This window comes from Erwinia sp. SLM-02 (assembly GCF_037450285.1).
Lineage (GTDB): Bacteria > Pseudomonadota > Gammaproteobacteria > Enterobacterales > Enterobacteriaceae > Erwinia.
The window spans coordinates 161,622-179,457 of sequence record NZ_JAQISN010000001.1; the positions used below are offsets into that span (position 1 = coordinate 161,622).

Annotated in this window: 18 protein-coding genes and 1 other RNA gene; 11 read left to right on the forward strand and 8 right to left on the reverse strand. The window is 55.6% G+C overall.

The features are described 5' to 3' along the window. Positions 1 to 178: 178 nt before the first annotated feature. The 3 genes from ppiD to PGH32_RS00825 all read left to right on the forward strand — a co-directional run bounded on the left by ppiD (position 179) and on the right by PGH32_RS00825 (position 3,067). Entirely contained in the window at positions 179 to 2,050 is a 1,872-nt protein-coding gene (gene ppiD / locus PGH32_RS00815) for a peptidylprolyl isomerase (RefSeq protein WP_314418610.1), read from the forward strand. A gap of 139 nt (positions 2,051 to 2,189) precedes the next feature. After that, a complete protein-coding gene (locus PGH32_RS00820) occupies positions 2,190 to 2,555 on the forward strand; it encodes a ComEA family DNA-binding protein (RefSeq protein WP_337892931.1) in 366 nt (121 codons plus the stop codon). Positions 2,556 to 2,662: 107 nt separating this feature from the next. Continuing rightward, positions 2,663 to 3,067, forward strand: coding sequence for an acyl-CoA thioesterase (locus PGH32_RS00825; protein WP_337892932.1), 405 nt, complete (start codon positions 2,663 to 2,665; stop codon positions 3,065 to 3,067). 21 nt (positions 3,068 to 3,088) lie between these two features. Here the strand turns inward: PGH32_RS00825 and queC are convergent, their stop codons facing one another. Further along, positions 3,089 to 3,784 carry a 7-cyano-7-deazaguanine synthase QueC gene (queC, locus tag PGH32_RS00830; RefSeq protein ID WP_314418605.1) on the reverse strand — a complete coding sequence of 232 codons (696 nt, stop codon included), beginning with the start codon at positions 3,782 to 3,784 and terminating at the stop codon, positions 3,089 to 3,091. A gap of 67 nt (positions 3,785 to 3,851) precedes the next feature. Next, on the reverse strand, positions 3,852 to 5,552 hold the full coding sequence (locus tag PGH32_RS00835) for an SgrR family transcriptional regulator (RefSeq protein WP_337892933.1): 1,701 nt from the start codon (positions 5,550 to 5,552) through the stop codon (positions 3,852 to 3,854). A gap of 99 nt (positions 5,553 to 5,651) precedes the next feature. On the opposite strand from PGH32_RS00835, the gene cof reads away from it, so the two are divergent. Further along, positions 5,652 to 6,473, forward strand: a complete 822-nt coding sequence (gene cof / locus PGH32_RS00840; protein ID WP_314418601.1) for an HMP-PP phosphatase — start codon at positions 5,652 to 5,654, stop codon at positions 6,471 to 6,473. 50 nt (positions 6,474 to 6,523) lie between these two features. Here the strand turns inward: cof and PGH32_RS00845 are convergent, their stop codons facing one another. Further along, positions 6,524 to 7,459 carry a DMT family transporter gene (locus tag PGH32_RS00845; protein ID WP_443112729.1) on the reverse strand — a complete coding sequence of 312 codons (936 nt, stop codon included), beginning with the start codon at positions 7,457 to 7,459 and terminating at the stop codon, positions 6,524 to 6,526. A gap of 94 nt (positions 7,460 to 7,553) precedes the next feature. Here PGH32_RS00845 and PGH32_RS00850 point away from each other — a divergent pair, with 94 nt between their 5' ends. The 5 genes from PGH32_RS00850 (at position 7,554) to amtB (ending at position 13,526) form a co-directional block, all read left to right on the forward strand. After that, a complete protein-coding gene (locus PGH32_RS00850; protein WP_314418599.1) occupies positions 7,554 to 8,027 on the forward strand; it encodes an Lrp/AsnC family transcriptional regulator in 474 nt (157 codons plus the stop codon). Positions 8,028 to 8,067: 40 nt separating this feature from the next. After that, a complete protein-coding gene (locus PGH32_RS00855) occupies positions 8,068 to 9,840 on the forward strand; it encodes a SmdA family multidrug ABC transporter permease/ATP-binding protein (RefSeq protein ID WP_337892936.1) in 1,773 nt (590 codons plus the stop codon). Then, positions 9,830 to 11,593 (forward strand): SmdB family multidrug efflux ABC transporter permease/ATP-binding protein, encoded by a 1,764-nt coding sequence (locus PGH32_RS00860; protein WP_337892937.1) that lies wholly within the window; start codon positions 9,830 to 9,832, stop codon positions 11,591 to 11,593. Before PGH32_RS00855 ends, PGH32_RS00860 begins: the two co-directional genes overlap by 11 nt. A 273-nt stretch (positions 11,594 to 11,866) precedes the next feature. Continuing rightward, the gene (glnK, locus tag PGH32_RS00865; RefSeq protein ID WP_105590813.1) at positions 11,867 to 12,205 is read left to right on the forward strand and encodes a P-II family nitrogen regulator; all 339 of its coding nucleotides are present in this window, start codon (positions 11,867 to 11,869) and stop codon (positions 12,203 to 12,205) included. 19 nt (positions 12,206 to 12,224) lie between these two features. Then, the gene (amtB, locus tag PGH32_RS00870) at positions 12,225 to 13,526 is read left to right on the forward strand and encodes an ammonium transporter AmtB (RefSeq protein WP_314418592.1); all 1,302 of its coding nucleotides are present in this window, start codon (positions 12,225 to 12,227) and stop codon (positions 13,524 to 13,526) included. A 170-nt stretch (positions 13,527 to 13,696) separates the two neighbouring features. On the opposite strand, the gene tesB is transcribed toward amtB, so the two are convergent. Continuing rightward, a complete protein-coding gene (gene tesB, locus PGH32_RS00875; protein ID WP_314418590.1) occupies positions 13,697 to 14,557 on the reverse strand; it encodes an acyl-CoA thioesterase II in 861 nt (286 codons plus the stop codon). Positions 14,558 to 14,780: 223 nt separating this feature from the next. Here tesB and PGH32_RS00880 point away from each other — a divergent pair, with 223 nt between their 5' ends. After that, entirely contained in the window at positions 14,781 to 15,338 is a 558-nt protein-coding gene (locus tag PGH32_RS00880) for a YbaY family lipoprotein (RefSeq protein WP_337892938.1), read from the forward strand. Between the two features lie 37 nt (positions 15,339 to 15,375). Here the strand turns inward: PGH32_RS00880 and PGH32_RS00885 are convergent, their stop codons facing one another. Then, positions 15,376 to 15,690: an MGMT family protein gene (locus tag PGH32_RS00885; protein ID WP_314418890.1), complete on the reverse strand. Its 315-nt coding sequence runs from the start codon at positions 15,688 to 15,690 to the stop codon at positions 15,376 to 15,378. Between the two features lie 242 nt (positions 15,691 to 15,932). Here PGH32_RS00885 and ffs point away from each other — a divergent pair. Continuing rightward, positions 15,933 to 16,029, forward strand: an RNA gene (gene ffs / locus PGH32_RS00890) — signal recognition particle sRNA small type. A 462-nt stretch (positions 16,030 to 16,491) separates the two neighbouring features. Here the strand turns inward: ffs and PGH32_RS00895 are convergent. The 3 genes from PGH32_RS00895 to PGH32_RS00905 all read right to left on the reverse strand — a co-directional run bounded on the left by PGH32_RS00895 (position 16,492) and on the right by PGH32_RS00905 (position 17,618). Next, entirely contained in the window at positions 16,492 to 16,710 is a 219-nt protein-coding gene (locus PGH32_RS00895; RefSeq protein WP_105591157.1) for an HHA domain-containing protein, read from the reverse strand. 27 nt (positions 16,711 to 16,737) lie between these two features. Further along, positions 16,738 to 17,118, reverse strand: coding sequence for an Hha toxicity modulator TomB (tomB, locus tag PGH32_RS00900; RefSeq protein WP_123335733.1), 381 nt, complete (start codon positions 17,116 to 17,118; stop codon positions 16,738 to 16,740). 146 nt (positions 17,119 to 17,264) lie between these two features. Continuing rightward, positions 17,265 to 17,618, reverse strand: coding sequence for a hypothetical protein (locus PGH32_RS00905; RefSeq protein WP_337892939.1), 354 nt, complete (start codon positions 17,616 to 17,618; stop codon positions 17,265 to 17,267). Positions 17,619 to 17,836 lie beyond the last annotated feature (218 nt).

The window sequence follows — 17,836 nt, forward strand, 5'->3', positions numbered from 1 at the left end:
TCAAATTGATGTGCCTTTTTTTTATGATTCAGTGACATTCGCATAATGCGGTTGTCTACAGGATGTAACTCCCAACAGTCACTGGAGTTGCAGCAATGCATGGCGTTGCACGTCCTCGGGAACGCGGGACGATAGCGCAAGGTTTTACATTCACACTACAGCGGAGTGTTGTCACACCATGATGGACAATTTACGCGCGGCCTCGAACCATGTCGTGCTCAAAATTATACTGGGTTTGATCATCCTGTCCTTTGTTCTTACCGGCGTGGGCGGATATCTGACGGGCGGCAGTGGTGATTACGCGGCCAAGGTAAACGGTCAGGAAATCAGCCGTGCTCAGCTTGAGCGAGCCTTCAGCAACGAGCGTGCGCGTCAGCAGCAGATGCTGGGCGAACAATTCTCCGCACTGGCAGGTAACGAAGGCTACATGCAGCAGATACGTCAGCAGGCGCTCTCCCAGCTGACCGACGAAATCCTGCTGGACCAGTATGCGAAAAATATTGGCCTTGCCATCAGCGACGATCAAATCAAGCAGGCAATCTTTACCCAGCCGGCATTCCAGACCAATGGCAAATTTGATAACGCCAAGTATCTGGGCCTGATTGGCAATATGGGCTTTACGGCCGATCAGTATGCGGAAGCGCTGCGCAAGCAGCTGACCACTCAGCAGCTGATTAAGTCCGTTACCGGCACCGACTTTGTTCTGGGTAGCGAAAGCGATGCGCTGGCCGCATTAATTTCCCAGCAGCGCCTGGTGCGTGAAGTGACGATTAACGTCGGTGAGCTGGCTGCTAAACAGGTTGTCACGCCGGAAGAAATTAATAACTACTACCAGCAGAACAAAAACAACTTCATGTCGCCGGAGCAGTTCCGCGTCAGCTACATCAAGCTGGATGCCGCGAGCATGCAGGGGCAGGTCAGCGAGAGCGAAATCCAGGGCTGGTACGATGAGCATCAGCAGGATTACACCCAGCCGCAGCGTAACCGCTACAGCATCATTCAGACCAAAACCGAAGCGGAAGCGCAGTCGGTACTGGATGCGCTGAAAAACGGCGGTGATTTTGCCGCGCTGGCAAAAGAAAAATCAGCCGATCCGATCTCTGCACGTCAGGGGGGCGATATGGGCTGGCTGGAGCCGGACACCACGCCTGACGAGTTGAAAAACTCCGGTCTGAAAGAGAAAGGCCAGCTGTCAGGGGTCATCAAATCCTCCGTAGGCTTTATCATCGCCCGCCTGGACGACATTCAGCCGCAGCAGATTAAAGCTCTGGCCGAGGTTCATGACGATATTGCGGCAAAAGTGAAGCAGGAAAAAGCCGTCGATGCTTACTATAAGCTGCAGCAGAAAGTCAGCGATGCGGCCAACAACGACACTGAATCACTGGCGAGCGCCGAAGACGTGGCCGGTGTTAAAGCGGTTGAGACCGGCTGGTTCAGCCATGACAGCCTGCCAGCCGAGCTGAACTTTAAGCCGGTACAGGAAGCCATCTTTAACGGCGGCCTGGCCGGTGATAATGGTGCTCCGGGCCGTAATTCAGACATTATCACCGTCGATGGCGATCGTGCCTTCGTCCTGCGCATCAGTGAGCATAAGCCAGAAGCCGTGAAGCCGCTGGCCGATGTGACCGCGCAGATTACCGATACCCTGAAGCAGCAGAAAGCGCAGGCGGCCGCGAAGTCGCAGGCGGATAAGCTGCTGGCGGATCTGAAAGCCGGTAAAGGCGATGAGGCACTGAAAGCGGCCGGTCTGAGCTTTGGTGAAACCCAGACGCTGGCCCGTACCGGGCAGGATGCGCTGACGCAGTCCGCCTTTGCGCTGCCGCTGCCTGCCGCGGGCAAATCCTCCTACGGCGTGGGTGAAGATATGCAGGGCAACGTTGTACTGCTGGCGCTGGATAAAGTGCAGAACGGCGAAATGCCAGCGGCACAGAAAACCGCACTGGTTCAGGGCGTGACGCAGAACAATGCGCAGATTGCCTTCGAAGCGCTGATGACTAACCTGCGCAAAGAAGCCAAAATCAAGTACGGTGCGGCTGCTCAGGCACAGTAAGCCTCGCAAACTCACTGCAACTTATTGCAATACCAAAGGCCGCTTATGCGGCCTTTTCCATTTCTGAAATCGACCATTTGCCGCCCGCCAGGCCCTGACGTAGGTTAGTCATGCTGTCAAACACATGGAGGAAAACAGCATGTTTAAAGCAACGCTTCAGGCTCTTTCACTGGCGTTCAGTATGGCGCTTGTCACACCCGCTCTGGCAGCCGGCAGCGCGGAGATGCCAAAGGACGTTAAAGCCGAAACCCGAACGGAAGTGAAAACATCGGTACCGTCGGGAGGTGGAAAGAGCATCGAGGATGTGGGGGGGCAGGTGAGCATTAACAGTGCTACCGCGCAGGAGCTGGCGGCGACGCTGAACGGGGTGGGGCTGAAAAAAGCGGAGTCGATTGTCAGCTATCGTGACAAGTATGGCCCCTTCAGTCAGCTGGATCAGCTGACTGAAGTTCCCGGGATCGGCAAGGCGCTGGTCGAACGTAATCTGACACGAATTAAACTGTGATCCGTTTCGCGAGTCAGGCATTTCGGGTGCAAAGCCGGGTAACCTGCTGCTAATCTGTTAGAGGTCATACCAGTTGGTATGGCCTTTTCACTCGGAGACTGGAAGCAATGCAGACCATCATCAAAGTTCGTGGTTACCATCTTGATGTCTACCAGCATGTTAACAACGCGCGCTATCTGGAGTTCCTGGAAGAAGCCCGCTGGGCCTGGCTGGAAGAAACGGAAGCTTTTCACTGGATGTCGGCAAATCATCTGGCATTTATCGTGGTGAATATCAACATCAACTATCGCCGGCCCGCAGTGCTCGGCGATGTTCTGCTCATCAAGAGTAAGGTGCAGCAGCTGAATGGTAAAAGCGGCGTGATTGCTCAGACTGTCACGCTGCAGCCAGGCGGTGAGGCGGTGGCGGATGCGCTGCTAACCTTTGTCTGCATCGACCTGCGTACCCAGAAGGCGCAGCCGATGGAAGGCGAATTGCGTCAGAGAATGGAAGCGATGCTGGCGCTGGGTTAATTCAGCACGATGATGCTGTGCTTAAACCAGCCCGGTTTTTGCCTTCATCGCCTGCATGACCGCGGTGGCGTTGTGCTGATACTCCTGCAGGCCGTTAGCCCGCAGATGGCACGCTGCACACTCACCGCAGCCGTCGCCCTGGATGCCGTTGTAGCAGGTGAGGGTTTGCTCGCGGACCAGAGTAAGCTGCTGCCAGTAGTCGGCCAGCGCCCAGGTCTCCGCCTTGTTCAGCCACATCAGCGGCGTTTCAAAACGGATATCGCGTGCCATGCCCAGCGATACGGCATGATTGAGCGCTTTTACAAACTCATCACGGCAGTCAGGATAGCCGGAGAAGTCGGTTTCACACACGCCGGTAATCACCGCTTCGGCTTCCACCTGATAGGCGTAAATAGCCGCCAGAGTTAAGAAGAGAATATTGCGCCCCGGGACAAAGGTACTCGGCAGACCGCTGCTGGTGGGGTCCCAGGTGGGCACCGGGATGTTATCGCGGGTCAGGCTGCTTACCGCCAGTTCGTTAAGCAGGGTGACATCCAGAACCTTGTGTGCGCGCGCGCCCAGCGACACCGACAGCTGCTGTGCGACGTCAATTTCTGCGCGGTGCCGCTGGCCGTAATCAAAGGTAACGCAGTGGACTTCGTCATACTGCTGGAGCGCCTGGATCAGACAGGTTGTTGAGTCCTGACCACCGCTGAATACTACGACTGCACGTTTCATACTTGCTCTTCCTGATAATGTTCTGCCCGCTATGGTACTGCCTGAACCGGCAGAAGGGTAGTTTCACTCAGTCAATGTCTACCGGCGGGGGGATCCACGCGCGGGAAAAATCAAACCAGCCCCATGAATTGAGCCGGATCCCCTCGACGTCCGGTGGCGCACTGACCTGATAGCGATAGTTAAATAGCGGCGTAATGGTGGCCTGGTGCATCAGCTTTTGAAATACCGCCTGCATTGCATCGTGCCGGCTGGCCGCGTCGCCGCGCTGCTGGAGTTCATTTAGCGATGCCAGCAGGTTCTGCCAGCGTGCCTTGCCGATAATCGCTGGCCAGAGCGGATCCAGCCGCAGCCAGCTTTCCAGGGTAAATACAGGTGCCTCGCCAATCAGCCGGTCGCCCATCACCAGATCGGCCTCTGCCAGCAGGGGATAATCCTGCCAGTTTTTCGCCGGGTGAAAATGCAGAGTCAGTCGACAGCCCTGCGCTGCCAGCAGCTGCTGAAGCCGGATAGCCATGGCATGCAGTTCTACCGGCAGATGATAGTGCAGGCTGAGCTTCGCGGGGAGCGTCGCCTGCCGATCGGGCTTCCATTGCGGAATGCGCCAGCCCGGCAGCATCTCACCGCTGGGGGAAATCAGTCCTTCCTCCAGCGGCAGTTGCTCAACCAGCCCGGACTGATGCACCAGCGCCATAATATGCTGAGCCTGGGCGGCACTGAGCCCGGCGCGCTGGCCGATAGCCAGATAGCAGAATCCCAGGCTGATACGCTGGCTTACCGGCTGTAGCTGCGCAAGATCCTGCTGCGCGCCTATTGCTATCTGAACCGGATGGCGGCAGCTGGTACCGAGTTCGCGGTCAAAAAGCTGCGGTGCAATCCAGTACTCAACCGCCTGCATCAGCGGATGAACGCCGTGGTACCAGCCGTGGCTTTCCAGCCTGACCAGCATCATCGAATTAGCGACCAGCCGCCATGGCCCGGTACCGATATCCGGATTGTCGGGATGCGGTAACAGGCAGCAGACGCTGGCCAGACGATGCGCCAGCCAGTAATCGGGCCGGTGCAGGTCGATGCGCAGACAAAGCGCATGGGCCTGAGAAACGCTCTTCACGCTGGCAAGCATCCGCTCACCGGTCGGGCTTGCGAGGATAGTTAACAGCGTCTGCTGTAGCTGCTGGGCGTTTACCGTTTCACCGTGGTGCCAGTGCAGCTGGGGGCGCAGGAAAAAAAACCAGCTCAGGCCGTCGTCACTAATCTGCCAGTGGTGGGCAAGGTCGGGAATGGCATCGTCCCCGGACAGTCGGCTCAGGCCGGAGAAAACCTGCTGTGCCAGATGCTGCTCTGCGCGCCCTGCCAGTTGCAAAGGTCGTAGAGGATCCAGTTTCCGGTAATAGGGAATACGCAGCGTCGGCTGGTTATTCTGCCACTGGCCGCCAAGAAACGGCTGCAGGAGCTGACTGAGCTGTTCGGTAGCCAGCGGCACCAGCTGCAACGCGTGCTGAGGCTGCCCCCGGTCGAGCTGTTGCAGCATCATTTCGCTGCGCAGCGCTTCAGGCGAACGTAAAAAGGTTACGGTTCCGCGTTTGCCACGGCCCGGTCTTGCTTCCCAGCGCAGCCAGCCCGCGTGCTGCCACTGATTCAGCAGGGTGCGAACGTGGCGCTCACTACAAAAACAGCCGCTGGCGATTTCGCTTACGCTTGACGAAAGCGGCTGGCCTTCGCTGCGCTGCCAAAGCCGCTGGTATTGATTTAACCGGTTAATTTCACGCATTTTCAAAACCCGGAACAGTTTTATAAAAGTATTCACTATTTGTTCCGCAAATACCAGGAGATACTTGCTGACAGATTAACCACCGTTGCCGGAGTGAATATGGTTCGCCTTGCTGCATTTGATATGGATGGAACGTTGCTTTTACCGACCCATGAGTTTGGGGAGCAAACCCTGCTAAGCCTCCGATCGCTTCAGGCGCATCCGGTACAGCTGGCCTTCGCTACCGGTCGCCACTTCCTGGAAATGCAGCCACTGATGCAGCAGCACGATCTGCCCGCCTGGTTAATCAGCGGAAACGGAACCCGCGTTCACGATGCAAAGGGGAGCCTGCTTTTCGGCTCCGATCTGCCACCGGCCGTTGCCCGGCAGGTGATCCACAGCCACTGGCAGACTCAGGCCAGCCTGCACGTGTTCAACGACGACGGCTGGTTTACCCAATTTGATGAACCTGAAATTTTAGACGCGCATCAGCTCAGCGGCTTTCGCTATCAGGTTACCGACCCGCGTATGCTGGCGGAGCACCAGGTGACAAAAATCTGCTTTCTTGGCGAACATGAGGATTTGTGCCAGTTAATGATTCAGCTGCGGGAGGCGCTGGGAGACAGCGCTCATCTCTGCTTCTCTGCCAGCCACTGTCTGGAAGTGCTGCCGCTGGGCTGCAACAAGGGCTCGGCGCTGACCCGGCTTACCGGACATCTGCAGATTGAGATGGCAACCTGTATGGCGTTTGGCGATGCGATGAACGATCTGGAAATGCTGAATCAGGTTGGATATGGCTTTGTGATGCAAAATGCGATGACGCAGCTGAAAGCACAGCTGCCGCATTTACCCGTTATTGGAAATTGCGCGACGCAGGGAGTGTCGCATTATCTCAATCACTGGCTTAACACACCACATCTCGACTATTCCCCCGAATACTGAGACCCGTTTACCAGTGTGCCGGACATGATGTCCGGCTTTTTTGTTTTTATTTAACGCGGTAACGCGGTGGGCACTGCAGCCTTTTCTTTAGGCCGCGCCCCGCGATACAGCGTCAGTAAAATTCCCATCAGGAAAGGTAACAGCAGCAGTAATGATTGATGACTGATGCTGCTACCGTTAAGCATATTCTCCAGCGCGATAGCGATCAGCGGGAACACCAGAAACACCAGCGAGGCCTGGAACGGGCGCGCAACCTGCTGCAGAGCGAAATAACACAGGATCCCCCCCACGCCGGCAACGAATCCCAGATAAGCGATCGCCATCAGCGCCTCCGGGGAAAATGCGTGAAAATTCGGTGATTCGGTCAGCCCGGTCAGCGTCAGCAGCACCCCAGCGCCCAGGCAGGGAAGAGCGTTGTAGCTCAGGACGGAAATCCCCGCGCAGCGCTTTTTACACTGAACGTACATCAGTGCGTGGATCAGCACCGCAGCCACCAGCGCCATAATCCCCTTGAGCTGACTTACCCCGCCGGCCTGGGTTTCATGCCACAGAATAGTGCTCAGTGCGCAAAGACTGATTGCCAGCCCCAGCAGCTGCTGAAGTGAGGTTTTCTCCCGCAGGAACAGCAACGACGCGGCCAGAACTGCCGCAGGCATGGTGGCGAAGATAATCGCCGCCAGGCTGGAAGAGGTGTAACGTTCGCCGTAGATCATCAGCGTGAACGGAATCGCAAAGTAAAACAGCATCACGCAGAGCTGGAAACCGCGCTGCCCGACGGGGAACAGCAGCGGAGCGCGGCGATAGCGGGCCAGCAGCAAGAGCAGCGGGGCTGCACAGAGAAAACGCAGGCCGGTCGCCAAAACGGGAGGAACCGTGGCGACAGCGATTTTCATTGCCATCCATGTCGTCCCCCATGTCAGGGCGACGGCGGTAAAGAGTCCTGCAATGAGCAGGTTGCGGTAAATATTTTTGTTCATCGTCATCATCCGTGAAAGGGGGAGGAGAGAGGACAGATTAACTAAACCCCTGGGGAAAAGGTTGCTATAATTATGCTGCTGAAACGATAGGCGAGAGAAAAATTTGCTACAAAATACCCTGGATAAAAAAGACCGTATGCTGCTCAGCCTGCTGCAGCAGGACTGCATGCTCTCACTGCAGGCGCTGGCCGATGCGGTGAGTCTGACCACCACGCCCTGCTGGAAGCGCTTGAAAAGGCTTGAGGATGAGGGCTATATTCGCGGCCGGGTGGCGCTGCTTGACGGTGAAAAGCTGGGGCTGGGCCTGACGGCGTTTGTCCTGATAAAAACTCAGCAGCACAGCAGCAGCTGGTTTCAACAGTTCGTGACGTTAGTGCAGGCGATGCCTGAGGTGATGGGTTTTTACCGCATGGCGGGCGAATATGATTACCTGCTGAAGGTGCAGGTGGCCGATATGAAAAGCTACGATGGCTTTTACAAACGGCTGGTTAACGGTATTCCAGGCCTGATCGATGTCACTTCGAGTTTTGCCATGGAAGAGATAAAATACACTACCGCTCTGCCGGTTGCCCCCTGAACGGCAGCCGTCTTTTTTCGGTCGATAATCAGGATATTTTGTGCGACTTTTCAGCCAGCTAAGTTGGTACTTCCTTCGCGAATGGCGGCGCTATGCGGGTGCGGTTCTGCTGCTCATCGTTATTGCGCTGCTGCAGCTTCTGCCGCCCCATATCGTTGGCACCCTCGTTGACGGCGTCAGCCAGCAGCAAATGAGCCACCAGCGGCTGCTGGTGTGGGTTGGCGTGATGTTGATCACCGCCGTGGTGGTCTATCTGCTGCGCTATGTCTGGCGCGTGCTCCTGTTCGGTGCCTCCTATCAGCTGGCGGTCGAGCTGCGTGAAAATTTCTATCGTCAGCTCAGCCGGCAGCATCCGGAGTTCTATTTACGCCATCGCACCGGTGACCTGATCGCCCGTGCCACTAACGACGTTGACCGCGTGGTCTTCGCCGCCGGGGAAGGCGTGTTAACCCTGGTGGACTCGCTGGTGATGGGCTGCGCCGTGTTGATTGTTATGAGCACGCAGATCAGCTGGGAACTGACGCTGCTGGCGCTGCTGCCGATGCCGGTGATGGCGCTGGTGATTAAACGCTACGGCGATCAGCTGCATAACCGTTTCAAACTGGCCCAGGCCGCATTTTCATCGTTAAACGATCAGACCCAGGAGAGCCTGACCAGCATCCGCATGATCAAAGCATTTGGTCTGGAGGATCGTCAGTCGGCGCAGTTTGCCGACATCGCCCGCGATACCGGTGAAAAAAACCTGCGCGTCGCCCGGGTTGATGCCCGCTTTGATCCGACGATATACGTGGCGATTGGCCTGTCTAATCTGCTGGCGATCGGCGGCGGCAGCTGGATGGTCTGGCACGGCGAGATAAGTCTCGGCCAGCTGACCAGCTTTGTCATGTACCTCGGCCTGATGATTTGGCCCATGCTGGCGCTGGCGTGGATGTTCAACATTGTTGAGCGCGGTAGCGCCGCGTGGAGCCGCATTAAGGCGCTGCTGTCGGAAGCTCCTACGGTCACCGACGGTGAGACAATCCTGCCGGAAGGACGCGGTGAGCTGCAGATCGCCATCGGTGAGTTCCGCTATCCGGCGGCCGTTCAGCCCGCGCTGACGGAGATTCATCTCAGCCTGGAACCGGGGCAGATGCTGGGGCTGTGCGGCCCGACCGGCTCGGGGAAAAGTACCGTGCTGAGCCTGATCCAGCGCCATTTTGATATCAATCGTGGGGAAATTCGCTACCGGGGGATCCCGCTCACGGAGCTGCAGCTGGACAGCTGGCGCAGTCGCCTGGCGGTGGTCAGTCAGACGCCGTTCCTGTTTTCCGACACCATTGCCAACAATATTGCCCTCGGTAATCCGGAAGCCACGCAGGATGAAATCGAGCGGGCGGCGATGCTGGCCGCGGTTCATGACGATATTCTGCGCCTGCCGGCAGGCTATGAGACGGAAGTCGGGGAGCGCGGGGTGATGCTGTCCGGCGGACAAAAACAGCGTATTTCTATCGCCCGCGCGCTGCTGCTCAATGCCGAGATCCTGATACTGGATGATGCGCTGTCGGCGGTCGATGGCCGCACCGAACATCAGATCCTGCACAACCTCCGTAGCTGGGGGGATGGGCGCACCATTATCATCAGTGCACACCGTCTCTCCGCGCTGACCGAAGCCAGTGAAATTCTGGTTTTACAGCATGGCAAAATCGCCCAGCGCGGCAGCCATGAACGGCTGGCCGCCGACAGCGGATGGTATCGTGATATGTATCGCTATCAGCAGCTGGAAGCGGCGCTGGATGAGGATGAAACAGAACAGGAGGTGCCGCATGGCGAATGATACCCGGCGGCTGTGGCCAACGCTTAAACGCCTGCTCTCCTACGGTTCACCGTGGCGTAAATCGCTGAGTCTGGCAGTGCTGATGCTGTGGGTGGCGGCCGCGGCAGAAGTGCTGGGACCGGTCCTGATTAGCTACTTTATTGATAATATGGTGGCGAAACATCGTATGCCGCTGGGGCTGGCCGCCGGTCTGATTACCAGCTTCCTGCTGTTGCAGCTGCTGGCTGCGGGGCTGCATTACTGGCAGTCATTGCTGTTTAACCAGGCGGCCGTTGGCGTCGTGCAGCGCCTGCGTACCGACGTGATGGATGCCGCGCTGCGTCAGCCGCTCAGCGCGTTTGATACCCAGCCGGTCGGGCAAATCATTTCCCGCGTCACCAACGATACCGAAGTGGTGCGCGATCTGTACGTCACCGTGGTGGCGACCGTACTGCGCAGCGCGGCGCTGGTGGGAGCGATGCTGGTGGCGATGTTCAGCCTCGACTGGCGTATGGCACTGATCGCGATAGCTATTTTCCCGGCGGTGCTGATTGTGATGCTGATTTATCAACGCTACAGCACGCCGATTGTTCGCCGGGTGCGCAGCTATCTGGCTGACATCAATAACGGCTTTAATGAAGCAATCAACGGGATGAGCGTCATCCAGCAGTTCCGCCAGCAGGCCCGCTTTGGTGAACGTATGGGCGCTGCCAGCCGGTCGCATTACCTGGCGCGGATGCAGACGCTGCGGCTGGATGGCTTTTTGCTGCGGCCACTGCTCAGCCTGTTTTCCGCGATGATCCTGTGCGGCCTGATGCTGCTGTTTGGCTTTTCGTCGGTGGGGGCGATTGAGGTCGGGGTGCTTTACGCCTTTATTAACTATCTGGGCCGCCTTAACGAGCCGCTCATCGAGCTGACCACCCAGCAGTCGATGCTGCAGCAGGCGGTGGTGGCCGGTGAGCGCATCTTCGAACTGATGGATGCGCCACGGCAGCCCTATGGCGAGGACTCACGGCCGCTGGCCAGCGGCAGCATTACGATCCGCGATTTGACCTTTGCCTATCGCACCGGTAAGCCGGTGCTGACCGATATTAATCTGGATGTGGCCCCGCGCGATTTTGTCGCGCTGGTTGGCCATACGGGAAGTGGTAAAAGCACGCTGGCCAATTTGCTGATGGGCTACTATCCGCTCAGCAAAGGCGAAATCCTGCTGGATGGACGCCCTCTGGAATCACTCAGCCACGCATCGCTGCGCCAGAGCGTGGCCATGGTGCAGCAGGATCCGGTGGTGCTGGCGGAGACCTTCTTTGCCAACGTGACGCTGGGGCGAGATATCAGTGAACAGGCGGTCTGGCAGGCGCTGGAAACCGTACAGCTGGCCTCCCTGGCGCGAAGTCTGAGCGACGGGATTTATACTCGCCTGGGCGAGCAGGGGAACAACCTGTCCGTCGGGCAAAAACAGCTGCTGGCGATGGCGAGGGTGCTGGTGGCAACGCCGAAGATCCTGATCCTGGATGAAGCCACCGCCAACATTGACTCGGGCACCGAGCAGGCGATTCAGAAGGCGCTGCGGGCCATACGCCAGCAGACCACGCTGGTGGTCATTGCCCATCGCCTGTCGACCATTACCGAGGCCGATACGATCCTGGTGCTGCACCGCGGGCAGGCAGTGGAACGCGGGAATCATCAACAGCTGCTGGCCGCGCAGGGCCGATACTGGCAGATGTACCAGCTACAGCTGGCGGGTGAAGAGCTGGCTGCCGCTGAGGGCTGATCTTTATCAGGCAGGCACTGCACCAAATTCAGGCGAAAAAATAACCTCTGCTCCTCCTTAATGCACTGAACCAACGCAAAACGCACCGTTAAGGTGCGTTTTTTCTATACTCCTCTTACAGGCTTTCTGTCCGCAGCATCCCATCCCAGGCTGCGCCTCAGATCCGCACTGACTAATCACCTGAAAACTGCCTGTTTTTCATTTCTGGCACAGCCTTTGCTTTAGTAAATCCGTGTTCGTGAAACAACCGTATTCAATACTGGAGGGGATCGTATGAAGCTGGTTACCGTGGTAATCAAACCGTTCAAACTGGAAGACGTGCGTGAAGCACTGTCATCTATCGGCATTCAGGGTCTGACCGTGACGGAAGTTAAAGGTTTTGGCAGACAAAAAGGGCATGCAGAACTTTATCGCGGAGCTGAGTACAGCGTTAACTTCCTGCCAAAAGTAAAAATTGATATTGCGATTGCAGACGACCAGATCGATGAAGTGGTTGATGTGATTAGCAAAGCCGCGTACACCGGCAAAATTGGTGACGGGAAAATCTTTGTTGCAGAACTGCAGCGGGTGATCCGTATTCGCACCGGCGAAACTGACGAAGCTGCACTGTAATTCGGGGCTAAGAATTGTGATGGGATGGGATAAAATGAAGAAACTCGCTAAATTTGGCCTTGCCAGCATTGCTCTGTTACCGTCGCTTGCCATGGCTGCCGCACCGGCAGTAGCGGATAAAGCCGACAACGCTTTTATGATGATTTGCACCGCGCTGGTGCTGTTTATGACAATTCCGGGGATTGCGCTGTTCTACGGCGGTCTGATTCGCGGTAAGAACGTGCTGTCCATGCTGACCCAGGTGGCAATGACCTTCGCCATGGTCTGCGTTGTATGGATGGTTTACGGTTATTCTCTGGCCTTCAGCGAAGGTAACGCGTTTTTCGGTAGCTTTGACTGGGCGATGCTGAAAGGCATTGCGCCAACGACGCTGATGGGTTCCTTCTACCAGTACATTCACGTCGCGTTCCAGGCTTCCTTTGCCTGTATTACCGTGGGCCTGATTGTTGGGGCTATTGCTGAGCGTATTCGCTTCGCAGCGGTGCTGATCTTCGTACTGATCTGGCTGACCTTTGCCTATCTGCCGATTGCACACATGGTCTGGGCGGGTGGTTTCCTGGCTCAGGATGGCGCGCTGGACTTCGCGGGCGGTACCGTTGTTCACATCAACGCCGCGGTAGCGGGTCTGGTGGGGGCTTACCTGCTGGGCAAACGTGCGGGCTTTGGTAAAGAAGCCTTCAAACCTCATAACCTGCCGATGGTCTTCACCGGCACTGCGATCCTGTACTTCGGCTGGTTTGGCTTCAACGCCGGTTCAGCAGGGACTGCGAACGAAATCGCCGGTCTGGCCTTCCTGAACACCGTCGTGGCAACGGCCGGCGCAATGCTGACCTGGACCTTCGGCGAGTGGGCGCTGCGCGGTAAGCCTTCGCTGCTGGGCGTCAGCTCCGGTGCGATTGCGGGCCTGGTTGCGATTACGCCAGCCTGTGGTTACGTCGGCGTGGGTGGTGCACTGATTATCGGACTGGTGGGCGGACTGGCTGGCCTGTGGGGTGTGACCACCCTGAAGAAATGGCTGCGCGTTGATGACCCCTGTGACGTGTTTGGTGTTCACGGCGTCTGCGGTATCGTTGGCTGTATCCTGACCGGCGTGTTTGCTTCTTCTTCTCTGGGCGGCGTCGGTTATGCAGAAGGCGTAACCATGGGCCATCAGGTCTGGGTGCAGCTGGAGAGCGTGGCACTGACCGTCGTCTGGACCGCCGTTGTCGCTTTCATTGGTTTCAAAGTGGCGGATATGATTGTCGGTCTGCGTGTTCCGGAAGAGCAGGAGCGTGAAGGTCTGGACGTCAACAGCCACGGCGAGAATGCCTACAACCAGTAATCTGGTCGGTAAGCAAAAAAGAAAAGCAGTGCGCTAAAAAATAAAAAAAACCGGCGGGCCATTATGGCCCGCTTTTTTTGTCAGACATTTCTGTAACACAGCAAACTCTCAAACCGCCGGTCCATCCGTATTTCCGCCGATCCCCGTTGCCAGTGCCATCTGCAGTTAATTCACTCGCGCTGACGAATAACGCCTTCCTGCACCGTCGAAGCAATCAGCGTCCCCTGCTGGGTATAGAACTCACCGCGTACGAAGCCGCGTGCGCTGGAGGCCGATGTGCTCTCCACGCTGTACAGCAGCCACTCGCCGAGGTCAAACGGACGGTGGAACCACATGGAGTGGTCGATGGTGGCAACCTGCATACCCGGCTCGAGGAAGCCCTTTCCGTGCGGCTGCAGCGAGACCGGCAGGAAATTGAAGTCGGAAACGTAACCGAGCAGATACTGGTGAATACGCTTATCTTCCGGCATGGTTCCGTTCGCACGGATCCACAGATGACGATACGGCTCGTCCACGTGGCCTTTTAGCGGGTTATGAAATTTGACCGGGCGAATTTCAAACGGCTTCTCCGACAGGAATTTATCGCGATACGGTGCCGGGATGTGCTGGGCGAGTTTTTGCGCGATATCATGTTCTGAGGGCAAATCGTCGGGTCCGGGCACCACGGGCATGGTTTTCTGATGCTCAAATCCGCTTTCCGGCCCCTGGAAGGAGGCCGTCATATAGAAAATCGGTTTGCCGTTTTGAACGGCCTTCACTCTGCGCGCGCTGAAGCTGTTGCCATCCCTGAGGTTTTCCACGTCGTAAATAATCGCCTTCTGGCTGTCGCCGGGACGCAAAAAGTAGCTGTGGAAGGAGTGGATAAGACGCTCGCTGGGAACGGTTTGTTTGGCCGCGTACAGCGCCTGGCCGACGACCTGGCCACCGAAGACCTGACGCAGGCCAAGATCTTCACTTTGCCCGCGGAATAAGCCCTCTTCCAGACTTTCCAGATCGAGCAGATTTAATAAATTTTGCAGCGCCTGGCTCATGTGCGGCTTCCTCTTAAAAATTTCAGTCCTCAGTTTGCGAGATCCGACCAGTTAGCGTCAACGCCTGTTTTTGGGATCTGCGCAGTTGGTTGAGAAAGAATGAAAATAGCCGGTAACAGGAAAAATCCAGCAACATGTGCCAGAATTAAAGCCTTACGGGCAGTAAAGCTCTGCCCTTTAACGGCATTATCGCGCCGTAGGGATCAAAAAGGAGAAGACATCCATGAAACTCTGGTTTGTATTAAGCAGTGCCGCTCTCGCGGTGGCGATCTCTGGCTGTGCGGACAAGAGCAAAGATGTACCGACGCCGACTCTGGGTTCGCAGGTGCAGGGCCAGCAGGCCGTTATCCAGCAGCCGAATGTGAGCGGTACGGTGTGGATCCGCCAGAAAATTGCGCTGCCGCCGGATGCGGTACTGACGGTTACACTGTCAGATGCCTCGCTGGCCGATGCGCCATCGAAGGTGCTGTCTCAGCGGGTGACGCGCACCGAGGGCAAGCAGGCTCCGTTCCAGTTCGTGCTGCCGTTTAATCCGGCGGATGTCCAGCCGAACGCACGTATCCTGCTGAGTGCAGCCGTCACGGTCGACGGCAAAATGCTGTTTATTACCGATTCGGTGAAGCAGGTGGTCACGACGGGCGGCACACGACAGGATCTGACGCTGGTTCCGGTGCCGTCAATGCCGTTACAGACTCAAAGCGGGGCAGCCACTGCGGTGCCTTCAACGTCGCCGACGCAGGTCACGCCTTCTTCTGCGGTTCCGGCACCGACCTCATACTGATCTCAGTGACAGGTGAAACGCCCCTGCGGGGGCGTTATTACGGCTGCCAGCGATAGCGCCGCAGATCCACTCTGCCTTCCGGCGACACCTCAATTCCTTCGGCCTCCAGTGCCCGCCGCTGTCTGCTCAAATCATCTCCCGTCAGTGATATTTCACCCATCCGGTTAATGACCCGATGCCAGGGCAGTCTGCTGCCTTCCGGCAGGCGTTTGAGTACCCCGCCAACCTGGCGTGCTGCTCTGGGTGAACCCGCCAGCTGGGCGATTTCCCCGTAGGTTGTCACGGAGCCGTAGGGGATCGCCGCGAGAATTTGAAAGATACGCTGGCGAAAACTATCGTGTTCTGTGTCCAAATCCACTCCCTCTCCATAGCTGCAAACGTGAACCAGCGCGAAGCCGTTCTACCGGAGAATGATTATAAAGGACAGGCGCACACATTCGGACAGATTAATGCAGGGGATTTGGGCCGCTGTGCGGGAATATTGCCCGCATTGTGCAAGAAACAAACGGTCACCGGAGGCCGGCTTGCAATTGCCCTGGCGTTCATTGATAATGCGCCTGCGCTTCGGTTATCCGGGGCCGTCAATGGGGGCCCTGTTGGTTCTCCCGCAATGCTAATTTGTGAATTCGGTCAGGTCCGGAAGGAAGCAGCCGTAACAAATGACGCGTGTGCCGGGATGTAGCTGGCAGGGCCCCCACCCAATTCCGCCGTCAAAAATCTCCCCTTCATCTAAGCTACGAAGATAACTCTCTGAGAGAAATCTCGCGTTCGTGCGCCGCAATGACCCGTAAAATGCGAAATTCCCTGCCTGAAGGGCGGATGCTGTGGCCGTTATGCATGGCTGCTTTGAGGGGGATATCCATCAGCGTAAGTTAAGATTACAGAAGCGTTTCGCGGTCGCGAAAAATACGCCAGTATCATTAGCAGGTTACGGCGTCGGATTAGATTGCTGGAAGGGTAATGTGAAGCGCTGTGAGTAATTCAGATTATAGTTTGATGTCGTATTCGTGGCAGACATCCTTTCTACACATCAACGAGTGATTCCAGTAAAAATGGATACCCTGTTTGACCGCGTAATGCTGGCAGGACGTCGCCCGTTACGTCCTGACAGCTCTGCCCACGCGACTCTATTAACATCAAAACCATTTAATTGTTAGCGTACAAATTTCCATACTGAAACGGGGACTTTGTCATAAAGTTTATTCATGGTAAGTTCCGCCAGCCGATGATCTGCTGCTGAATAAAATATAGCCAGTTCGTCATCAGATAATTCGTACTTGTTCTTTTCAATCACGCGCTCAAGAGTGTCGATAGAACGACAGCGTCTGAGGCGCATCAGATAATCAGTTTTAGTTAAAAGTTTGTCAGTCATCATTAAACCGTAAGGAGTAGTGGGTTACTAAAATGAATGGCTGGCCTGAATTTGGCCGGGCGCACACTCTTCTGCAAAAATGTTGAACAGGCGTTTTGCTGATTTTTGCCAACGCTGAAGGTCCTGTGCATTAATGCCGTAATTGCTGAATAACATAAACGTATCATCGAGATAATCATCAATCTGTCCAATCAGATCGGTATCATCGACGTGCTTAATTTTGTAATTCATAGTAAAAGCAGCAATGTGCTCTATCAGGTCATTAAGCTGCAGGTTGATGGCGGAAGTGGGATCGTTAACCCAGCCGTGGTGGCTGTCGCCCAACGTTGCCATACTTTCATCATACAGGTTTTCACACAAGAATTTCAGTTGTGCAATATCATGCCTTCTCGGTGAGTATTCGTCCATCTTTTTCCCCTCCATCGCTAGAAAAACATGCCTATTAACAGCACTTTTATACTCGGTAGGCCAGGAAGTGATAATTACTCTTCGAATGAAACATCTATTTAAAATATAACTTAGTTTCATTTTTTTGTTAACTAATTGACTGATTATTACAATTCTTCCGATGCTGTGTCCGGCGTGTTGTCTATGAAATCAAACACCATTTGCCCCTCCGCAAGGACAAAATTGACCGAACTATAGCTGGTTTCATCTGAATCAATATCCAGACAGGCATTGAAGACGTTCCACAGAAAACTATAGTTCATTTTATAACGTGATGGTCCCAGTTCATCCAGGGAAATAACATTCAGACTATTCGGAACATAACGGGCATTGGGCGAATACCACATCAAATTGCCCACCAGGTCTTCTTCTATTTTCGGAATGTTCTGTTTAATCTCCGCTATTAATTCTAGTGGAGTAATGTCACTTTGACGATTTTTTAATGGTAAAGTTCTGTGCATTTTTTACTCCGAAGTTAATTGTTGCTAATAAAGGCAGTCCGATTTTATCGCGAATGAAAGTCGCAGACTATTCTGCTTTAGCCTATCACTATGATTTGTCAATCGATTGTTATTTCCCTCCGGGGCCCTTTTTTTCGATTCGGCTCACGCTTGTTGAATTTTCTTTATATAAATCACGACGAAAGTGACGGCCTCCTAATGTAATACTTAGATACATT